Genomic DNA, 14,410 nt, shown 5'->3' with positions numbered 1-14,410 from the left:
ATTAGGTTACACTCGCAAAAACTTACGCACCGACAAGGTGCTGCCAAAAATACCAATCAATATACCGATTCCAAGCAGCAAACTCGGCATCGTGTAACATATTTGATTAAACGGAAGCAGCTTTATCATCAGTAAGTTTAAATCCAGCTGCGTTGAAGTCATCAATTCCCAGTAGCCATAGAGCAAAATGGATGTTGGGATAATAGAGCCTATAATACCAAGCAGCGCGCCTTCAATAAAAAACGGCCAGCGGATAAAGGAATTCGTCGCTCCGACAAGCTTCATGATGCCAATCTCTCGACGCCGTGCTACTATGGTCAGCTTAATCGTATTTGCGATAAGGAACATCGCCGTCAAAGCAAGGCCCGCCACAAGAATAAGGCCGATATTACGCACAATTTCGGTAACCTTAAACATCGTTTCGACGGTTCCTTGTCCGTAGCTAACCCTATAGATCGGCTTCGAAGCTTTCCCGTTATTTAGATCATTAATTTGCTGAGCTACCGTACCTACTTGACGGGGTTCTACCACTTCTACCGTAAAGGAGTCATTCAAGGGGTTGTTATCTCCATCGAAGCCTTCCAGCAGCTGCTTCCCGCTATCTCCCAGCTTCTCACGCAAGTAGTCAAGCCCCTCATCCTTCGAAATGAAGGTCACTCTGTCCACATTGGCAAGAGAGGAAATCTCTGTTTGCAATGAAGGAATTTGCTCCTTCGTAATGTTCACATCCAAATAGACACGAATTTCTACCTGCTGCTCAATTTGCTGAGCGAGGTAGTTCACATTTAACGTTAACAGCAAAAACACACCTAGTATTAATAGCGATATGGCAATCGAGCTTACCGAAGCGAACGTCATCCAGCCATTGCGGATCACATTCTTACCGCCTTCCCGTAAGTGGCGGAAGCCTGTGTTAATCCTCATAGCCGTATTCACCCCTAACTTCATCGCGGACAATTTGTCCATGCTCAATGGCCAGAACGCGTTTGCGCATCGTATTTACGATTTCTTTGTTGTGTGTTGCCATGATGATAGTCGTTCCACGAAAATTGATCTCTTCCATAAGCTTCATAATATCCCACGATGTATCAGGGTCCAGATTTCCAGTCGGTTCATCAGCAATAATTACCGAGGGATTGTTCACAATAGCTCTTGCAATCGCTACCCGCTGTTGTTCTCCGCCCGATAGTTGCGACGGCAAAGAACCCGCTTTTTCTTTAAGCCTGACAAGGTCCAGTACCTCTTGCACACGCTTGCGGATTAATTTCTTGGGAGCTTCGATAACCTCCATAGCAAAAGCGATATTTTCATATACAGTTAATTTAGGCAGCAGCCGAAAATCTTGAAAAATAACGCCGATATTCCGTCTTACATAAGGAATCTTGCGCTGCTTCAGCTTCTCCAAATTAAATCCGTTTACAAAAATACTCCCCTTAGTCGGTCTCTCTTCTCTATAAATCAATTTCATAAAGGTCGATTTTCCTGCGCCTGACGGACCTACGACATACAAGAATTCATTGCGGTCCACCTTGACATTAATGCTTTTTAAAGCCTGACTCCCATCGGGATACGTTTTCCAAACGTCATGCATCTCAATCACGGTATCACATCCTGAATTTTTCGCTAGCTTATATCCATTCGACATAAACAGGTAAAATCCTTTACACGTAAAAGATTTTCAACACTTTTTCACAATTACGCCAGCATTTTTTGTAGAAAACACGAATGATCCCGCAGGCAAATTTTCGAAATGTCGGCATATACATCAATATGTACGAGCAGAACTTGTCACACGGAACAATGGGTAAAAGGAGACGAAACCGATGACGCTTCAGCGTATGTTTTGGGTGCGGGTGCTGCTAGGCTTGCTGCTGTTTGCAGGCGCAGCTTGCGCGACTTTGGTCTGGTACGGCACACAGCGCACACTTCCCGCAGGGTTAACGGTAGATAACTGGGAGGTTGGCGGGATCCCGATTACCGAGTTCGGGCGACAGCTTGAGGATAAAAAAATGCTGCTTCTGCAGCAGCCGGTCCGTATGGTCAGTAAGCATCCTGATGTTCAACTGCAGCCGGCAGATTGGTTGCTGGAACAGCTGGGACTTGAGCTCCCTCTACAGGATGTGATTAATCGGCTTCAACCGTTGAAGACGGGTTCAGTATTTCAAAGGGCTGTCTACCGATGGCATATTCGAAATGAAGAATGGCCCCTCACCGCTTCGTTCGACGCAGCCAAGCTTCACGCGACTTTAATGCGCGGTTTCCCTGCACTATACAATAAACAACCTGAAGACGCCCAAAGGATAATAGGTCCGAATGACATGATCAGCTATGTCCCCGAAACATCGGTCATGCGCATCAATGAGCCCGAACTGATGAATCAATTGCAGCGAATCCTCCCCTCTATGAGAATCATTGGTTGGACGGTTGGCGCGGATGGTCAACAGTTTGCAAACCATTCAGAAACGGAGGGGAACACCCCATCGGAAGCTGCGGTACAACGGGTTAAAGCGGGGGATACTGCCCTTACAGCCGTATCTCCAGCAAGCAGATCCCCGTTCCTCATTGCACTTCCTTTTGTAAAGGAGGAGCCTAAACTGAATGTTAGTATGCTTCAGGCACAAGGCATCGAGCGTAAGATCAGCGAATTTACAACGTCCTACCCACAAAACGGCGAAGGCCGGATTCACAATATACGTTCTACAGCCCAATCCATCCAAGACGTATTATTACAACCAGGGGAAACGTTCGATTACGCAACCTATATTACCCAGACAGAAGCTAAATTTGGCTTCAAGGAGGCTCCAGTCATTCTCAATGGCAAGCTGGTACCCGGTATTGGTGGCGGGATCTGTCAGGTATCCTCCACGCTGTACAATGCGGTGCTGCGGGCAGGCCTGCAAATCGTCGAACGGCGCAATCATTCATTGCCCGTCAGTTATGTGCCACTCGGGCAGGATGCCACGTTCGCCAGTGGTCATATCAACTTTAAATTTCGTAATAATACGGCGAAGTACCTTTTGATTCGCACTTACACGGACGACCAACGGATTACAGTAAAATTATTTGGGCAAGCTCCAGCCGATATTACCTACGCCATCGAATCAACTACTATCGAAAAGCTCCAACCCTCGATCAAATATGTATTGAATCCGACACTCCCTAAGGGAAGGAAACAAACCATCAGTACAGGTAAAACAGGTTATGTTGTGGATACGTACCGGATCAAAATGCAGAACGGAGTCGAGGTAAGCAGAGAACGAATATCCCGCGATACCTATTCCGCCCAGCCTACGATTATTGCGACGAATGAAGGTGGTGCTATCGAGCCAAACAATCGCCAGCCCGAAGCTCCTCTGATAGAGGATGGTGTAAAGGGGCCGACGTTTAGGTAAAAAACAAAAAGTGGTTGGACAGAATTAAAAACTCTGCCAACCACTTTGTTTTGACTACTCACTTAGACAGTTTATATTACTGGCTCTTATTACTAAACTGCTCGAACCATTCGTTCGTGCTGTTGAACACAACCTCGGCACGCGCGATAGCTTGGCTAACTTGGTTGCTCGCCGTACCGCCGTAAACATTACGAGCATTAACGACTTGTTCCGGCTGCAGTACGTTGTAGATGTCCTGTTCGAACAAGGTGGAGAATTGGTGGAACTCCTCTAACTTCATATCCAATAGGAATTTTTCGTTCTGGATACAGTAGAGAACCGTTTTACCAATGACTTCATGCGCTTGGCGGAAAGGCAGACCTTTATTAACCAAGTAATCAGCAATATCCGTTGCATTGGAGAAGTCCTGATTAACTGCTTGACGCATACGATCCTTATTTACCTTCATGGTGCTGACCATTGGGGCATACAACTGAAGGGCGCCTTGTAGCGTACGAACTGTATCCAGCATCCCTTCTTTGTCCTCCTGCATGTCCTTGTTGTAGGCCAGAGGCAAAGATTTAAGCACTGTCAACAAACCGAACAGGTTTCCGTATACACGACCGGTTTTGCCGCGAACGAGCTCCGGTACGTCCGGATTTTTCTTTTGAGGCATAATGCTGCTTCCTGTACAGAAAGCATCATCCAGCTCGATGAAATGGAACTCCGTGCTTGACCAAAGAATGAATTCCTCGCTCAAACGGGACAAGTGCATCATGATCATCGAGGCGTTGGATAGGAACTCGATGATGAAATCGCGGTCGCTGACTGCATCCAGGGAATTTTCATACACGCCATCGAAGCCCAACTGTTGAGCTACGAAGTGACGATCAATGGGAAATGTCGTCCCTGCCAAGGCTCCCGCTCCAAGCGGCAGCACGTTAATCCGTTTGTAGCTGTCCTGCAGACGCTCGATATCGCGTTGGAACATAGACACATAAGCCATCAAATGATGAGCGAACAAAATCGGCTGAGCACGTTGAAGATGCGTATAGCCTGGAATGATCGTATCCAGGTTGTTCTTGGCTTGCTCGATCAGCGCTTCTTGAAGCTTGTTCAGCAGACCTACAAATTCTACAACCCGCTTGCGCAAGTACAAGTGCATGTCCGTAGCCACTTGGTCGTTACGGCTGCGTCCCGTATGCAGCTTACCACCTACAGGGCCAACTTCTTCAATCAACGCTTTCTCGATGTTCATATGGATATCTTCATCGCTAACGGAGAACTCCATCTCGCCGCGGCGGATCGTGCCCTGTACTTTCAGCAGGCCATCCTTGATCTTCTCCACATCTTCTTGCGGCAAAATCCCGCATTTGCCCAGCATCGTTACATGAGCCAAGCTGCCTTGAATATCTTCTTCAGCCAGCTCTTTATCGAACATGATGGAAGCTGTATATTCCTCCACCAATTGATCCGTTTTCTTTGTAAATCGTCCACCCCAAAGCTTTGACACGGCTGCTGCCCCTTTCTAAGAGCTTTCCTTTAGGAAAGCTAACTTCGTAAGCATTACTGAACTTTCCGTAAGAAAGTTTTCATCGTAAGCATTACTGAACTTTCCGTAAGAAAGTTTTCATCGTAAGCATTACTGAGCTTTCCGTTAGGAAAACTAGCTTCTTAAACATTTGCTAGGCTTTCCTAACGGAAAGCTATCATCGTTCACCCTTTTACGTGATGCAGGGCTTCCCTATGGTTGTCCACAAGGAAGCCCGTTTCACCAAAGGCCGCGGTCTACACGGCCATAATCACCAATTACTTCTTCGCGTTTTGTTCAACGCCAGAGGACACTTTCAAGCGAAGCGCGTTCAGACGGATAAAGCCTGTTGCGTCGCCTTGGTTGTAAGCTTGCGTAGGATCAGCTTCCATCGTTGCGATGTCAGGATTGTACAAGCTTACCGGGCTTTGTACGCCCGCTCCGATTACATTACCTTTGTACAGCTTCAAACGCACAGTACCTGTAACGTTCTTTTGGCTTTCATCCACTAACGCTTGTACTGCCAAACGCTCAGGAGCAAACCAGAAGCCGTTGTACACAAGCGTCGCATAACGGGAGATCAAAGAGTCACGCAGGCTCATAACTTCACGGTCCATAGTCAAGGACTCCATTTTACGGTGAGCGGTGAACAGGATCGTTCCGCCTGGAGTCTCATATACGCCGCGGCTCTTCATGCCGACAAAACGGTTTTCAACCATATCCACACGGCCTACACCATGCTTGCCGCCCAATTCATTCAGGCGTTCCATGACTTGAAGAGGAGTCATGCTGTCGCCATTCAAGCCAACACAGTTCCCTTTTTCAAAATTCAATTCCACATATTCTGCTTGGTCCGGAGCATCCTCAGGATCAACGCTCAAAACGAACATGTCTTTGTTGGATGTCGCGCTTGGATCGAACCAAGGATCCTCTAGCATGCCGCTCTCAAAGCTGATATGCAGCAGGTTACGGTCAGTGGAGTAAGGTTTAGCAGCAGAAGCTGTTACTGGAATTCCATGCTTTTCGGCATATGCGATCATTTCCGCGCGTCCTGGGAACGTTTCACGGAACTCATCCAAACGCCATGGAGCGATAACGTCGAGCTCAGGTGCCAAAGCAGCTGCAGTTAGCTCGAAGCGTACTTGGTCGTTACCTTTGCCTGTTGCGCCGTGAGCAATAGCCGTTGCGCCTTCCTTGCGTGCGATTTCAACCATACGCTTAGCGATCAATGGACGAGCGATACTCGTTCCGAGCAAATATTGACCTTCGTATAAAGCACCCGCTTGGAACATCGGGAAAATGAAGTCTTTTGCAAACTCGTCACGCAGGTCATCGATATAAATTTTGGAGGCTCCGGTTGCCAAAGCCTTCTCTTCCAAACCATCGAGCTCGTCCTTTTGTCCGATATCCGCAGTAAATGCGATAATTTCCGCATCATACGTTTCTTTTAACCATTTTAAAATAATCGATGTATCCAAACCGCCCGAATAGGCCAGTACGATTTTTTGCTTTGCCATTGTGTTCCGCTCTCCTTTATTATGCAAGTCCGCACACAGTGGACATGAACGGATCATGCCCACCGCTTCTCAACAGACTCATTATAGTAAAAAATTACATGATAGCAACCATAATTGCTTTTTGCGCATGAAGACGATTTTCAGCTTGGTCGAAAATAATCGAGTTCTCCCCGTCAATAACGCCTTCGCTTACCTCTTCACCGCGATGTGCAGGCAAGCAGTGCATGAACAGGTAATCCTTTTTCGCTAGCTGCATCAGCTCTTCATTGACTTGATAATTTTTAAAGGCGATCTCACGCTCTTTTTGTTCTTCTTCAAAGCCCATGCTCGCCCATACGTCTGTATAAACAACATCCGCTCCGGCAACAGCTTCCTTCGGATCATTGCCAACGTACAGCTTGCATCCGTTTTGGCTAGCCACTTCCTTAGTAGATTCGACGATACCTTTATCAGGCTCGTACCCTACTGGAGATGCGGAAGCAAAGTCGACACCAAGCTTGGCAGCCATCATCATCAAGGAATGCACCATATTGTTGCCATCCCCAATGTAAGCTACCTTCAAGCCTTTCAAAGTACCTTTATGCTCTAGAATCGTTTGGAAATCCGCCAATGCCTGGCAAGGATGCGTACGATCTGTTAATCCGTTAATAACCGGAATCGTAGCTCCTCTTGCCAAATCGATTACCTTGCGATGCTCGTAGGTACGAATCATGATGCCGTCCAAATAACGGGACATCACTTGAGCCGTATCCCAAATGGATTCGCCGCGTCCGATCTGCAGATCGTTTTTACTCAAAAAGAGCGCGTGTCCTCCCAGTTGATACATACCTACTTCAAAAGATACACGTGTACGTGTCGACGATTTCTCAAAAATCATCCCCAGCGTCTTTCCCTTAAGCGGTTGGTACACTTCCCCTGCTTTTTGCTTCCGTTTCAATTCGATTGCCAGATCAATCAAATATTGAAGCTCTTCCGATGTGTAATCGGCAACGGCCAGGAAGTCCCGTCCTCTCAAGTCGATTGCAACAGGCTGTTCGGTTCCTGCCAATGTAATCGCCCCTTTCAATTATGAATTTATTATCCGATAGCTATCTCATCGAGAAAGCTTATGTTTACCTAACCCATCGCTTATACAGCGGCTGCGGCTTGTTTGCTTAATACCGAGCAGACCACTTCGAGTCCACGATCGAGATCTTCTTTGGAAATGAGTAAGCTTGGCGCAAGACGAATGACATTAGGTCCAGCAGATACAACCAATACCGCTTGGTCTTGAATTGTAGTGATCAGGTCAGCCACAGGCTGCGTGCAGCCAATGCCGATTAGCATTCCCAAACCACGAATCTCTGTCACCAGTGGATTCCCTGCCAGCTTCTCTTTCAAGGTGTTGACGATATAATCGCCAAGCTCGGCTGCACGTTCAGACAGCTTCTCTGCAAGCATCGTTTCCATCGTAGCAATACCGGCTGCCGTAGACAAATAATTGCCTCCAAAGGTTGAACCGTGGCTGCCTGCGGAGAATGCGCTGCGCAGCTTCTCTTTACCCAGCATAGCACCGATTGGCATACCGCTGCCCAAACCTTTTGCCAGTGTAAAAATGTCCGGCTCTACGCCATAATGCTCGTAAGCGAACATTTTGCCCGTACGACCAACACCGGTTTGGATTTCATCAATGATCAGAAGCAGGCCATGCTGCTTGCACAGCTCTGCTACACGGGTTACAAATGCAGGCTCAGCCGGATTCACGCCGCCTTCCCCTTGCACCATCTCCAGCATAATTGCGCATGTTTTAGGCCCGATTGTTTTCTCCAGTGCTTCCGCATCATTGTATGGCGCGTAGACAAAACCTTCCGGTAGAGGCGCAAAGCCTTCTTTTACCTTATCCTGTCCAGTTGCCGTCAATGTCGCCAATGTACGTCCATGGAAAGAGAGGTGGAAAGTAATAATTTCGTATTGGTCCGGCTTACCGAGTACTTTATTAAAATAACGGCGTGCCAGCTTGATAGCAGCCTCGTTCGCCTCAGCTCCGCTGTTGCAGAAGAATACGGCATCGCCACAGCTATTGTCAGTCAGCAGCTTAGCCAGCTTTTCCTGATTCGGAATATGAAACAGGTTGCTCGTGTGCCACAGCTGGTCAACCTGATCCTTCAAGCGTTCCTTCACCTGTTTGGGGGCATGCCCCAGGTTCGTTACCGCCAAACCGCACATTAGATCGAGGTACTCTTTGCCATTCTCGTCCCAAAGACGGCTGCCTTCCCCTTTCACAAATGCTAGCGGGTAGCGCCCGTAATTCGGAAACAATGAATTAGCTCCTTCTCCCATGCTGAATCACTCCTTTTTCATATAGGTGATAACTTAACTATTTATTTCACAATTCGCGTTCCGATAGCAGCGCCCTTAATGACCTTGCTTAAAACCTCCGGCTCTGCTCCGTTCACGATAATGACCTCACGAACTTTTCCTTGAATGCACTGAACCGCTGCGCGAACCTTCGGAATCATTCCGCCATAAATTTCACCGCTAGCGATCATCGCGTCGATCTCCTGTACCGTTACGGAAGGAAGAACCTTCTTCTCGCCGTTCATAATGCCCGGCACATCCGTTACAACGATCATTCTTTCCACGCCCAAATACGATGCCACAGCACCTGCCGCCGTATCTGCATTAATATTATAACGCTGTCCGCCATCCGCTCCAAGACCGACAGGCGCGATAACCGGCATGTAACCCATTTTTACAATCCCTTGGATCAACTCTGCATTGACATTCGTCACGTCGCCCACAAGACCCACTTCGTGCGCGTTCGCCACAGGCTCCGCTTGAATAAGATGACCGTCTACTCCAGACAAGCCCATGGCGCGAGCGCCGGACAGCTGAATTTTGCGAACAATCTCTTTATTGATTTGGCCTGACAAAACCATCTCAACAACGTCAAGAACAGCTTCGTTCGTTTTACGCAAGCCGTTAACAAACTCGGTTTCGATACCCAGCTTCTCCAGCGTGGACGAGATCGCCGGACCGCCACCGTGGACGATAACCGGAATAATCGCCTCATCCTGAAGCCTCTTCATATCCAAGAAAAAAGAATCCGGCAGCGCCGCCAGCGTACTGCCGCCACACTTCATCACAAAACACATTGCGCTCATGTTTCGTTCCCCTTTATATGTACGGTTCGCCTCCCGAATTCTCTGAAGCCAATCGGAAGACGTCCCGTTTGCTTATCTTAATTTAGTGAAACTCCGTTTGGTGTTTAAGTCCGGTATGCCGCATTGATACGAACATAATCATAGGTTAAATCGCAGCCCCATGCCGTTGCTGTCTCAGAGCCCATGTTCAAGTTCACATGAATTTGCACCAGCTCGCCCTTCAAGTACTCCTCAGCGCGATCTTCGTCGAACTTCACTGGACGGGATTGCTCCAGCACCACAATATCTCCCAAGCGAATGTCGACTGTCTCTGTGTTAACCGGCTGTCCTGCGCGGCCTACCGCCGCAATGATACGGCCCCAGTTCGCATCTGCACCGTAGCAGGCTGATTTCACCAGGCTTGAGCCGACGACCGTCTTAGCAATCGCACGTGCAGCATTCTGTGACTCAGCACCTGCCACATTCACCTCGATCAGTTTCGTAGCCCCTTCACCGTCGCGAGCGATAGCTTTGGCCAAATACTCGCCTACGAAACGGAAGCCCGCTTCGAACGCTGCCCAATCGGGATGATCTGGCGTCAGGCTATCATTGCCGGCCATGCCGCTTGCCATAACGACAACCATGTCGTTAGTGCTTGTATCGCCGTCAACTGTAATCATGTTGAACGTAGAGTCTGTCACACCGTTCAGCAGCTTTTGCAGCTGAGCGCTCTCGATGTTTGCATCCGTCGTCATAAAGCCAAGCATCGTCGCCATGTTCGGATGAATCATACCCGATCCTTTAGCTGCGCCAGCGATATGTACCGTTTTGCCCGCCACCGTCAGCTTCACGCAGGTCATCTTCTGAACCAGGTCGGTCGTAAGAATCGCCTGACAAAAATCTTCTCCTCCGTCTACTTTCACTTCAGCAGGAAGATTCTCGACTCCGCTCAACACTTTAGGCATCGGAAGAAGTTCACCAATGACACCTGTTGACGTAACGCCAACATGATGCTCCGCTACGCCAAATGCTTTTGCAGCTGCCGCACGCATCGAGCGTGCATCCTCTTCGCCTTGTTTACCCGTGCAAGCGTTGGCGTTACCGCTGTTAACGAGCATGGCTTGCAGCTTGCCGTCTACGGCAATGCTGTCTTGTGTCACGCGCAGAGGCGCAGCCTGAAATGCATTCAGCGTGTAGACGCCCGCAGCCTGAGCCGGTACCTCGCACACAATGACGCCGAGGTCATAACGATTTGTTTTTTTCAACCCACAATGCAAGCCGCCTGCACGAAAGCCTTGTGGTGTTGTGATCGAGCCTTCCGGCACGACAATAAATTGATCTTTCACCTTCATCTTCTCCTCACCCATGGCATGTTACTGTTATGGATACACCGGGGTGAACGCCAAACCGGTCGATTCTTCCCAGCCCATCATTAAGTTCAAGTTTTGGACGGCCTGACCGGCTGCCCCTTTAACCACATTATCGATTACCGAAATAATCGTTAAACGGCCTGTGCGTTCATCCAGCGAGAAGCCGATATCGCAATAGTTGGAACCCCATACTTCCTTCGTCGCTGGCCATTTGCCCTTCTGACGAATTCTTACGAAGCGCCGTCCCTCATAGTACTGGCGGTACATCTCAATAATCTCGTCCTCGGAATGGTTCCCATCCAGCTTAACATACATGGTGGACAGAATCCCGCGAGTCATAGGCACCAAATGGGTCGTGAAGGTCACAACCACCTCTTCGCCCGCCACACGGCTAAGCACCTGCTCGATTTCAGGCGTATGCTGATGTTTATTCACTTTATACGCCAAGAAGTTTTCATTAATCTCGGAATAATGCGAGGTTAGACTCAAGCCGCGTCCCGCTCCGGATACACCGGATTTAGCATCAACAATAATGGAGGACAAATCAGCCCATCCCTTTTTGACTAGAGGAACCAAACCAAGCAGCGTTGCCGTTGGAAAACATCCCGGATTAGAAATAAACGTTGCATCGCGAACCTCGTCGTCGAACACTTCAGACAAGCCGTATACCGCTTTTTCCACATAGGCCGGATCAGCTGGTTTATGCTTATACCACTTTTCATATACTTCTCCGGACTTCAACCGGAAATCCCCGGAAATATCGATGACCTTCAATCCCGCGTCCACCAGCTTCGGAGCCAGCTCTGCAGCTACGCCATGCGGCGTCGCCAAGAAAACAACATCCGCCTTTTGCTTCATCTGCTCTACATCGATACCATCCAGGTTGCCTATCATAATTTCATTCAAATGCGGATATCCGTCTGCAATCGGCGTTCCCGCACTGGACGAAGAAATGACCGAGGTGATCTCCACGTTCGGATGCGTCAGAAGCAAGCGAATCACTTCTACACCACCGTATCCTGTTGCCCCGATAATTGCCGCTCTTAATTTATTAGACATAACCGTTCCCTCCACATGAAAAACTATGTATTATTATACATTCTTTAGTATAATAATTCAATGGATTTTTTCCCCCGTTTTGCTGCTTCTCCGATGCTTTTTCACTGCATAATAGTATCCTATATGAGTTGAAAATTTCTTGCTGACTTCCCCATTTTACCTAATCTGTCCCCAAATGCATACAGGCTCTTTTTTATGATGGAATGTGGAACTTAAACCCTTCACCAAGCACCTCGTTCGTATCGCTCAAAATGACAAATGCCCCCGGATCAATGGCCTTTACAAGCTGCTTTAACCGAGTGACCTCCGTCTGTCCCACTACCACCATGAGTACCGTTCGAGCCTCCCCGGTATAGCCCCCAGTTGCATTCAATTGGGTGAGCCCGCGGTCCAAATCATGCAGGATCGCCTCACGAATCGCCGCAGTCTCAGACGAAATGATGAAGGCTACCTTCGAAAAGCTAAGTCCCAGCTGCACAATATTGATAGTCTTACTCGTCACGAATAATCCGATAAGCGCATAGAGCGCTTTCTCGGGAGACAGCACGATGCCTGCCGTCAAAATAACCATCCCATCCAACATCGCAACAGCCAGCCCTAAACTCATCCCCGTATACCTATGTATCATTTGCGCGGCCAAATCCAATCCTCCTGTTGAGCCCCTGCCGCGAAAAACAAGTCCTAGCCCGACTCCTATCAAAATACCGCCGTATATGCTGGCCAGTAAAATGTTATTCGTTAGGGGAGGAAGACTTCGCGTAAGCAGTATAAGAAGTGGCAGCAGGACAGAACCAATTGCCGTTTTCACCCCAAATTGACCTCCGAGAACCCAGGTTCCCAGCAAAAACAAAGGAATATTGAAGGCCCACTGTGTAATAGCCGGTTCAAATCCAAACAGCTGATTCACAATAATGCTAATGCCCGACACCCCGCCTGACGCGACCTGATTCGGGCTTAAAAACATGTTGAAACTAATTGCAATCAACAGAGAGCCTAGCAATAAAAGCACATATTCCATGACACGCTGACCGGGGCTAGGCTGCACAATCGCGGGGTTCCGCGGCCGTTTTTTCATGCTTTGCATAAGCTTCCCTCCGTACTGTTCGATTTGAATTATCGCAAACAACGCAAAAAATCCTACACGGAATCACCGTAATCAACCGATAACAAGGCAAGATAACAGGCGGCCTCGAGCCGCCACTCTCCCAACGTTTCTGTAGACTTGGCTTTAAGTGTAGGATTTACTTCAATGTTTATAATTATAAAACCGCTGAATTACTCAGCAGGTTCCGATTTAATTTGCAGACGCAGGTAGGCATCGATGAACATATCAAGATCTCCATCCATAACGGCCCCAACATTTCCCGTTTCAGCGGAGGTACGGTGATCCTTTACCATGCTGTACGGATGGAATACATACGAACGGATTTGGCTTCCCCAGGCTATATCAGATACTTCACCACGGATTTCAGCCAACTGCTTCATTTGCTCTTCGATCTTTTTCTCGTACAGCTTGGAACGAAGCATTTTCATCGCTGTTTCACGGTTCTTAATCTGTGAGCGCTCTGTTTGGCAGCTTACAACAACGCCGCTCGGTAGATGGGTAATCCGAACCGCCGAGTCCGTCGTATTGATATGCTGTCCACCCGCGCCGCTGGCACGATACGTATCTACCTTCAAATCTTCGGTACGAATCTCGACTTCCACATCGTCATCGATCTCCGGCATCACATCACAAGATACGAATGACGTATGACGTCGACCTGACGCGTCGAATGGGGAAATACGCACCAGTCGGTGAACGCCTTTTTCCGCCTTCAAATAACCATACGCGTTATACCCTTTGATTAGTAGCGTTACGCTTTTCACACCAGCCTCATCGCCGGGCAAGTAATCAAGAACATCCACCTTAAAGTCGCGCTTCTCAGCCCAACGGCGATACATACGAAGCAGCATCTCTGCCCAGTCCTGAGACTCGGTGCCGCCTGCACCTGGATGAAGCTCCAGAATAGCATTAAGCTTGTCATACGGCTGGCTCAACAGCAGCTGCAGTTCGAAGGTTTCGAGTTTGGATACTACGGCCTTAATTCCTTGCTCGATATCCGCCGCCATGCTGTCATCCTGATCTTCTTGCATTAGCTCGACCATCAATTCCAAATCCTCAAACTCGGAAGAAAGCGCCTGAAATTGATCGACACCACCCTTGATCGCGTTCATTTCGGCAATGAGCTTTTGTGCTGCTTCATTGTCATCCCAAAAATCAGGAGCCGCCATCTTCTCCTCATAGTTCGCGATCTGCTCCAGCTTAAGATCTAAGTCAAAGAGACCCCCTAAGCTCAGCTAACCGTTTAGCCGTTTCTCGCAAATCTTGTTTCACTTCTGGATCCAACATATCCGTTCACTCCTCAATTTTCTCATCAAGTTCAAACTAATTTTACCT

General features: G+C 48.3%; 12 protein-coding genes. 1 reads left to right on the top strand and 11 read right to left on the bottom strand.

What is annotated here, in order from left to right; translation table 11 throughout:
• Positions 1-6 precede the first annotated feature (6 nt).
• Together ftsX and ftsE are read right to left on the bottom strand one after the other, a co-directional pair.
• On the bottom strand, positions 7-924 hold the full coding sequence (gene ftsX / locus QMA13_RS00575) for a permease-like cell division protein FtsX (protein WP_282938818.1): 918 nt from the start codon (positions 922-924) through the stop codon (positions 7-9).
• Positions 914-1,600, bottom strand: coding sequence for a cell division ATP-binding protein FtsE (ftsE, locus tag QMA13_RS00570; RefSeq protein WP_282938817.1), 687 nt, complete (start codon positions 1,598-1,600; stop codon positions 914-916). The genes ftsX and ftsE overlap by 11 nt, the downstream gene beginning before the upstream one ends.
• A 223-nt stretch (positions 1,601-1,823) precedes the next feature.
• Between ftsE and QMA13_RS00565 the strand changes: the two genes are divergently transcribed.
• Complete coding sequence (locus tag QMA13_RS00565) at positions 1,824-3,392, top strand: VanW family protein (RefSeq protein WP_282938816.1); 1,569 nt, start codon at positions 1,824-1,826, stop codon at positions 3,390-3,392.
• 76 nt (positions 3,393-3,468) lie between these two features.
• On the opposite strand, the gene argH is transcribed toward QMA13_RS00565, so the two are convergent.
• The 9 genes from argH to prfB form a co-directional block, all read right to left on the bottom strand.
• The gene (argH, locus tag QMA13_RS00560; protein WP_282938815.1) at positions 3,469-4,884 is read right to left on the bottom strand and encodes an argininosuccinate lyase; all 1,416 of its coding nucleotides are present in this window, start codon (positions 4,882-4,884) and stop codon (positions 3,469-3,471) included.
• A gap of 296 nt (positions 4,885-5,180) precedes the next feature.
• Entirely contained in the window at positions 5,181-6,419 is a 1,239-nt protein-coding gene (locus tag QMA13_RS00555; protein ID WP_282938814.1) for an argininosuccinate synthase, read from the bottom strand.
• 94 nt (positions 6,420-6,513) lie between these two features.
• The gene (argF, locus tag QMA13_RS00550; protein ID WP_282938813.1) at positions 6,514-7,467 is read right to left on the bottom strand and encodes an ornithine carbamoyltransferase; all 954 of its coding nucleotides are present in this window, start codon (positions 7,465-7,467) and stop codon (positions 6,514-6,516) included.
• Between the two features lie 80 nt (positions 7,468-7,547).
• A complete protein-coding gene (locus QMA13_RS00545) occupies positions 7,548-8,738 on the bottom strand; it encodes an acetylornithine transaminase (RefSeq protein ID WP_282938812.1) in 1,191 nt (396 codons plus the stop codon).
• Positions 8,739-8,779: 41 nt separating this feature from the next.
• Positions 8,780-9,562 carry an acetylglutamate kinase gene (gene argB, locus QMA13_RS00540; protein WP_282938811.1) on the bottom strand — a complete coding sequence of 261 codons (783 nt, stop codon included), beginning with the start codon at positions 9,560-9,562 and terminating at the stop codon, positions 8,780-8,782.
• 104 nt (positions 9,563-9,666) lie between these two features.
• Positions 9,667-10,893: a bifunctional glutamate N-acetyltransferase/amino-acid acetyltransferase ArgJ gene (argJ, locus tag QMA13_RS00535; protein ID WP_282938810.1), complete on the bottom strand. Its 1,227-nt coding sequence runs from the start codon at positions 10,891-10,893 to the stop codon at positions 9,667-9,669.
• Positions 10,894-10,920: 27 nt separating this feature from the next.
• Positions 10,921-11,970, bottom strand: coding sequence for an N-acetyl-gamma-glutamyl-phosphate reductase (argC, locus tag QMA13_RS00530; RefSeq protein WP_282938809.1), 1,050 nt, complete (start codon positions 11,968-11,970; stop codon positions 10,921-10,923).
• A 193-nt stretch (positions 11,971-12,163) separates the two neighbouring features.
• On the bottom strand, positions 12,164-13,045 hold the full coding sequence (locus QMA13_RS00525) for a YitT family protein (RefSeq protein WP_282943189.1): 882 nt from the start codon (positions 13,043-13,045) through the stop codon (positions 12,164-12,166).
• A gap of 200 nt (positions 13,046-13,245) precedes the next feature.
• Positions 13,246-14,362, bottom strand: a protein-coding gene (prfB, locus tag QMA13_RS00520; protein WP_282938808.1) for a peptide chain release factor 2 whose coding sequence is annotated in 2 segments (ribosomal slippage) — positions 13,246-14,289 and positions 14,291-14,362 — 1,116 coding nt in all. Because the reading frame shifts where the segments join, the coding sequence is not laid out codon by codon here.
• Positions 14,363-14,410: the final 48 nt, after the last annotated feature.

Origin of the sequence: Paenibacillus sp. RC67 (assembly GCF_030020805.1) — a bacterium.
GTDB lineage: Bacteria > Bacillota > Bacilli > Paenibacillales > NBRC-103111 > Paenibacillus_S.
Note: the sequence above shows the minus strand (reverse complement) of the source record. Positions and strands in the feature narration are given on the sequence as shown.

Excerpts from the sequence above, each read along its gene's own strand:
- QMA13_RS00555 (WP_282938814.1), bottom strand. The coding sequence starts at position 6,419 with ATGGCAAAGCAAAAAATCGTACTGGCCTATTCGGGCGGTTTGGATACA.
- QMA13_RS00565 (WP_282938816.1), top strand. The coding sequence starts at position 1,824 with ATGACGCTTCAGCGTATGTTTTGGGTGCGGGTGCTGCTAGGCTTGCTG.
- argJ (WP_282938810.1), bottom strand. The coding sequence starts at position 10,893 with ATGAAGGTGAAAGATCAATTTATTGTCGTGCCGGAAGGCTCGATCACA.
- QMA13_RS00545 (WP_282938812.1), bottom strand. The coding sequence starts at position 8,738 with ATGGGAGAAGGAGCTAATTCATTGTTTCCGAATTACGGGCGCTACCCG.
- ftsX (WP_282938818.1), bottom strand. The coding sequence starts at position 924 with ATGAGGATTAACACAGGCTTCCGCCACTTACGGGAAGGCGGTAAGAAT.
- argB (WP_282938811.1), bottom strand. The coding sequence starts at position 9,562 with ATGAGCGCAATGTGTTTTGTGATGAAGTGTGGCGGCAGTACGCTGGCG.
- QMA13_RS00525 (WP_282943189.1), bottom strand. The coding sequence starts at position 13,045 with ATGAAAAAACGGCCGCGGAACCCCGCGATTGTGCAGCCTAGCCCCGGT.
- argC (WP_282938809.1), bottom strand. The coding sequence starts at position 11,970 with ATGTCTAATAAATTAAGAGCGGCAATTATCGGGGCAACAGGATACGGT.